The 6,328-nt window shown below is 74.3% G+C and carries 4 protein-coding genes and 1 pseudogene; 2 read left to right on the top strand and 3 right to left on the bottom strand.

The genetic code is table 11. From position 1 onward, the window contains the following. A partial coding sequence (locus ACTUAL_RS28350; protein WP_440902384.1) for a DHA2 family efflux MFS transporter permease subunit occupies positions 1-2,020 on the top strand: 2,020 nt, incomplete at its 5' end. Between the two features lie 20 nt (positions 2,021-2,040). On the opposite strand, the gene ACTUAL_RS28345 is transcribed toward ACTUAL_RS28350, so the two are convergent. Then, entirely contained in the window at positions 2,041-2,607 is a 567-nt protein-coding gene (locus ACTUAL_RS28345) for a TetR family transcriptional regulator (RefSeq protein ID WP_440902383.1), read from the bottom strand. 103 nt (positions 2,608-2,710) lie between these two features. Here ACTUAL_RS28345 and ACTUAL_RS28340 point away from each other — a divergent pair, with 103 nt between their 5' ends. After that, positions 2,711-4,510 carry an ABC transporter ATP-binding protein gene (locus ACTUAL_RS28340; RefSeq protein ID WP_440902382.1) on the top strand — a complete coding sequence of 600 codons (1,800 nt, stop codon included), beginning with the start codon at positions 2,711-2,713 and terminating at the stop codon, positions 4,508-4,510. A gap of 85 nt (positions 4,511-4,595) precedes the next feature. Here ACTUAL_RS28340 and ACTUAL_RS28335 read toward each other — a convergent pair. Together ACTUAL_RS28335 and ACTUAL_RS28330 are read right to left on the bottom strand one after the other, a co-directional pair. Next, positions 4,596-4,832, bottom strand: a pseudogene (locus ACTUAL_RS28335) (phosphopantetheine-binding protein); the annotation flags it as partial. Between the two features lie 38 nt (positions 4,833-4,870). Then, positions 4,871-6,328, bottom strand: a 1,458-nt coding sequence (locus ACTUAL_RS28330) for a fatty acyl-AMP ligase (protein ID WP_440902381.1), incomplete at its 5' end; no start/stop codon positions are given.

The raw sequence follows: 6,328 nt of genomic DNA, 5'->3' as shown, positions 1-6,328 counted from the left end.
GCAGGACGACGGGCACACCGCCGCCCCACCCAGCCTGTCCAAGGCCCGCGTCAACGTCATCTTCGGCGTGATCGTCCTCGGTATGCTCCTCGCCGCCCTCGACCAGACCATCGTCGCGACCGCGCTGCCCACCATCGTCGGGGAGGTCGGCGGCGCCGGGCACATGAGCTGGGTGGTCACCTCCTACATCCTCGCCGAGACCGTCGCGACCGTGCTGGCGGGCAAGTTCGGCGACCTGTTCGGCCGCAAGGCCGTGTTCCAGGTCAGCGTCGTGGTGTTCATCGTCGGCTCGTTCTTCTGCGGCGCCGCCGACACCATGGGCGGCCTCATCGCGATGCGCGCGCTGCAGGGCATCGGTGGCGGCGGGATCGCCGTCACCGCCACGGCGCTCATCGCCGACGTCATCCCGCTGCGCGAGCGCGGCAAGTACCAGGGCGCGCTCGGCGCGGTGTTCGGCGTGACGACCGTGGTCGGCCCGCTGCTCGGCGGCCTGTTCACCGACCACCTGTCCTGGCGCTGGGCGTTCTACGTCAACGTCCCGCTCGCGCTCGCCGTCATCGCGCTCGCCGCCAGGGCCATCCCCGGCGCGGGCGAGCGCGGCAAACCCCGGATCGACTACTGGGGCGCCGCCCTGATCGCGCTGGGCGCCAGCGGACTCACGCTCGCCACCACCTGGGGCGGCACCGAGCACCCCGGGGGATCGGCCACGATCATCGGCCTGGTCGCGGGCTCCGCCGTCGCGCTGGCCCTGTTCGTCGTGGTGGAGAACCGCGTCCCCGAGCCGATCCTGCCGATGAGGTTGTTCCGCGGCAAGGTGTTCGCGGTCGCCTCGCTGCTCAGCTTCATCGTCGGCTTCGCCATGATGGGCGCGCTCACGTTCCTGCCCTCGTACCTCCAGTACGTCAGCGGCGCGTCCGCCACCTCGTCCGGCCTGCGCACCCTGCCCATGGTGCTCGGCCTGCTGATCACCGCGCTGCTGTCCGGCCAGGTCGTCGGGGCCACCGGCCGCTACCGCCCGTTCCCCATCGCGGGCGCGGCCGTCACCGCCGTCGGCATGCACCTTCTATCCACATTGGACCCTGAGTCCTCGATCGCCGCCCAGTCGCTGGCGATGTTCGTGCTGGGCGCGGGGATCGGCCTGGTCATGCAGGTGCTCACGATCGTCGTGCAGAACACCGCCGACTACCGCGACCTCGGTGCCGCCACCTCCGGCGTCACGTTCTTCCGCTCGCTCGGCAGCTCCTTCGGCGCCTCGATCATGGGCACCGTCTACGCCAACCGCCTCGCCGAGACCCTCCCGCCCGCGCTCGCGCAGACGCGCGACCCACCGGCGGCGATCACCACCCCCGAGGCCCTGCACGCCCTCCCCGACGCGGCCAGGCAGCCGATCGTCACCGCCTACGCCGACGCCCTGCACACCGTGTTCCTGGCCGCCGTGCCGATCGCGCTCCTCGGCCTGCTGGTGGCGTTCCTGCTGCCCCAGGTCGAGATCCGGGGCACCGCCCGCGAGGCCGCGAGGGGCGCGGGCGAGGGCTGCGCGATGCCCCCCGCCCAGCACCCCGACACCCAGCTGGAGAACCTGATCGGCCGGGTCGCGGGCCACAACCCGGACATGCCCCGCCAGGTCCTCGCCCGCTCCGGCCTGCCGCTGGAGCTGCCCGCCGCGTGGGCGCTGCTGGGCATCCACCTGCGCGCCGAGCTGCTCGGCGAGCGCACCCGCCAGTCCGACGTCGAGGACCAGGTCGGCCTGCCGCACGGCGTGCTCACCTCGTTCTACGACGCCCTCGCCGCCGAGGGCCACCTCACCCGCACCACCGACGGCCACCTCGCCCTCACCCCGGCCGCGTCCACGACCGTGACCGCCCTGATCGAGGCGTGGACCGCGTGGCTGCTGGACCAGCTCGCCGACTGGACCGCCCAGCGCGACCCGGACACCGTCGACGGCGAGGTGCGCGCGGCGGTCCGGCGGATCACCCGCAGGCTCATGCTGGAGCAGCAGCGCGAGCTCCAGCGCGGCTGACCGGCGCCCCCGGGCGGGCCCTAGAGGGCCACGGTCCGGCGCACCGTCTCCAGGCACAGCGCCAGCGTCTCGTGCGTCGACGCTCGCGGGTCGCGGGCGTGCAGCCATGCGGTGAACAGCAGTGACCACACCACCCCGCACACCCACGAGGCGTCCACGGCCGGGTCGAACTCGCCCTCCCGCTGCCCGCGCTCCACCAGTTCCAGCAGCGCCAGGTCCGAACCGGTCGCCTCGGTCCACCTGACCCGGCCCAGCAGCGTCGGGTCCTGGTACACCAGGGTCAGCACGTCCCCCAGGGTGAAGTACTCCTCGCACAACCTGCGCAGCGCTGCCCCGGCGGGTCCTTCGGTCGTCCTCGCCGCCCGCGTCGCCGCGTCGATGCGCTCCAGCAGGTCGGCCTCGATGCCCGCCAGCAGATCGCTCCGCTCGGGGAAGTACCGGTGCACCGTGGTCCGCCCGACCCCGGCCACCGCCGCCACGTCGGCCACCGACGCCGAGGGCGACTCGGCCAGCACGCGCACCGCCGCGTCCAGGATGGCCCGCCGGGTCCTCGGTCGCAGGCCCGCTTCCGCTCTGCTCTCCACCACACCCGGACTGTAGCGCAGCTGTTCTGCCGTGAGACTTATCGTCCCCAGGTTGAACATGTATGTTCCACGAGTGACGGTAGAAACCCACGAATCAGGTTCCCGCTTGCTCTGGCGGTTAGCCCGCCCGCACCGGCGCACCCTCGCGCTGGGCCTGCTCCTGTCCCTGCTCGGCTCCGCCGCCGGACTGGCCACCCCGCTGGTCACCAAGTGGGTGCTCGACGCCCTCGGCGCCGGTCACCCGCTCACCCCGCCGGTCGCCGTCCTGGTCGTCCTCCTCGTGGTGGGCGGAGCGCTCTGGGTCGCCCAGTGGGTGCTGCTGGGCACCCTCGGCGAGCGCGTCGTGCTCGCCTCCCGCGAGAGCACCGTCCGGCGCCTCCTGCGCGCCACCGTGCCCGCCCTGGACCGGCACACCCCCGGTGAACTGGTCACCAGGGTCACCTCCGACAGCCTCCTGCTCCGCCAGACCGCGTCCACCAGCGTCATCGGGCTGGTCAACGGCGCGGTCACCCTCGTCGGCACCCTCGTGCTGATGGGCCTGCTCGACCCCGTGCTGCTGCTGTCCACGGCGGGGGCGGTGGTCGTGGTCGCCCTCCTGGTCAACGCCCTCGTGCCCGCCATCGCGCGGGCCCAGCGGCAGGCGCAGGAGCACCTGGGCAGGCTCGGCGGCACCCTGGAGGGCGCCCTGGTGGCGGCCAGGACGGTCAAGGCCAGCCGCGCCGAACCCCGCATCGCGGAGCGGGTCCTCGCCGACGCACGGGCCTCCCACCACCAGGCGGTCCGGGTCGTGCGCCGCGAGGCCGTGGTGTGGACGCTGTCCTGGTCCGGGCTGCAAGCGGCGATCGTGCTGGTGCTCGGCGTCGGCGCCTGGCGGGTCGGTTCGGGCGAGATGGCGGTGTCCACCCTCGTCGCGTTCCTGCTCTACGCCTTCGGCCTGGCCGAGCCGGTGCTGGGCCTGAGCCGCGAGCTGACCGCGCTCCAGACCGGCCTCGCCGCCGCCCGCCGCATCGACGAGGTCGAGCGCACCGAGGTCGAGCCGTCCGGGCCGCTCGGCGCGCGCGGACCGGAGCGCGACCACCCGACCGAGGAGCGGCCGGTGCTGGAACTGCGCGCCGTCACCGCGGGCTACCGCGAGGACGTGCCGCCCGTGCTGCGCGGCGTGGACCTCGTGGTGCCTCGCCGCGGCCACGTCGCGCTCGTCGGACCGTCCGGTGCGGGCAAGTCCACCCTGCTCGCGGTGCTGCTGCGCTTCCTCGAACCCGACAGCGGCCAAGTGCTCCTGCACGGCCGCCCCTACACCGAGCGCACCCACGACGAGGTGCGCGCCAGGCTCGCCTACGTGGAGCAGGACACCCCCGTCGTCCCAGGGACGCTGCGCGACAACCTCGCCTTCACCCACCCCGACGCCGACGACGCCGAACTGCTCGACGCCGTCGCCCAGGCCCAGCTCACCGACACCGTCGCCGCCCTGCCCCTCGGCCTGGACACCCCGCTGGACGCGCTCCCGCTCTCCGGCGGCCAGCGGCAGCGGGTCGCGCTGGCCCGCGCCCTGCTCCGCGCCCCCGACGTCCTGCTGCTGGACGAGGCCACCGCACAGCTCGACGCCATCACCGAGGCCGCCGTGCAGCAGCGCATCCGCGAGCACGCGCGCACCTCCGCCGTCGTCACCGTCGCCCACCGGCTGTCCACGGTCCTGGACGCCGACACCATCGTGGTGCTCCAGGACGGCAGGGTACGGGCGCAGGGCGCGCACGAGGAGCTGATGGCCACCGACGAGCTGTACCGAGAGCTGGTCGCGGCGCTGCGGATCGGTCAGGGGAGCGCCCCCGCGCACCACCCGGCCGCGCCACCGGCCACGGTCCTCCCCGCGGCCGGCCCCGACCTGGTCGGCCCGGCGGGCCGGTGACCCCGAGCACGACGACGGCGCCGCCCCCGATCGGGAAGCGGCGCCGGCGAGGGGACTCCCGCCCTCCCCCGGCCGCGGCCGTCCCCGCTCTGGCCGCCACGGAGTCCACCCGCGCGCCCACCGTCGCCAGCTCGGCCAGCTCCTCGGCCGGGAACGAGACCCCGAGCGAGTCCTCCACCGTCGCGCTGATCTCCACCATGCCGAGCGAGTCGATGTCGAGGTCGTCTGCGAAGAACTTCTCCGGCGCCACCTCGCCCACCGGCAGCACGCCCACCTCGGCGACGATGGCGCTGATCCGCTCGAGCACGTCGTTGCTGGTCATGTCACACCTTCCCTCGTTGGAACCGGCCTGTCCCGCGCTCATGCCACCGGGGCCCGCTCGACGCGGTCCACCGTGCGGAAACCGCCGCGCAGGTACTTCTCACGGCTCGCGCCACGCCTCACCTTGTGGCTGCTCGTCCTGGGCAACGAGCCCGTGGGCACGAGCAGCACGTCGTGCAGGTCGACCCCGTGCGCGCGCGACACCGCGCGCCGCACCGCGTCCACCACCGAGGCCGCGTCCACCGCGTCGCGGCGCCTCACCTCCAGCACCGCCACCACCCGCTCCCGGTCGTCGGACTCCACCGGGAACACCGCGCTGCCCGCCACCTCGCACGCCGATTGCGCGCCCTCCGCCGTCGCCTCCACGTCCGAAGGGTGGTGGTTGCGGCCGTCCACCACCAGCAGGTCCTTGAGCCGTCCGGCCACGAACAGCAGCCCGTCGTGCCGGAAACCGCTGTCCCCGGTGCGCAACCAGCCACCGCCGCGCCCGGTGAGCACACCGTTGAACACCCGCTCGGTCAGCTCCGGCCTGCGCCAGTAGCCGTCCGCCACGTTCGGCCCCCGCACCCACAGCTCGCCCACCCCGTCGGCGGGCCGCTCGACCAGCGCCTCCGGGTCCACCACGGCCACCTCGACCCCGTCCAGCGGCACGCCGCAGGACGCCATCACCCGCGCCCCCGCGCCCTCGCGGCGCTCCACCACCCGGCCCGCGTCCAGCTCGGCCCGGTCGAACGCGTAGACCACCCTGCGGTCTTTGTCCGAGCGGGCGGTCACGCACAGCGTCGCCTCGGCCAACCCGTACGCCCCGGCATCCACGTCGGCGGTCAACCCGCAGCCCGCGAACGCCTCGCTGAACGCCCGCTGGCTCGCCGCCCGCACCGGCTCACCCCCGCTGACCAGGCCGCGCACCGATCCCAGGTCCAGGCCAGCGCGCTGCTCCAGGCCGACCCTGGCCACGCACAGGTCGTAGGAGAAGTTCGGGCCCACCATCCACACCGAGCGGTGGTCGGAGATCGCCCGGAGCCAGCGCCCCGGCGACTGCACGAACGCCAGCGGGGTCAGCTGCACCGCGTGCGCGCCCAGCCCCAGCGGCACCACGAGACCGGTCAGCAGCCCCAGGTCGTGGAAGAACGGCACCCATCCGACCGCGACCGATCCCGGTCGCAGGTAGCCCGCGAACCCCGCGATCTGACGGGCGTTCGCCGCGAGGTTCCCGTTGGTGATCCGCACGCCCGTCGGGGAGCCGGTGGAGCCGGAGGTGTACTGGAGGTACGCCAGCGCGGACAGCGGCGCGCCCACCGGCCCTCCCGAGTCCGACGACCCGGCCTCCACCAGTTCCTCCACCACCAGCACCGACCTGCCGGGCACACCGACCCCGGCGACCACCCGCGTCGTCCGGTCCAGCGCGGAACGGTTCACCAGCACCACCTCCGGTCCGGCGTCCCGCAGCGCCGAGGTGATCCGGTCGTTGCCCCGGTGCGCCTCCACCGCGGGCCG

Source organism: Actinosynnema sp. (assembly GCF_052038725.1).
The sequence above is the reverse complement of the archived record's forward strand: the minus strand, read 5'-3'. Positions and strand labels throughout refer to the sequence as shown.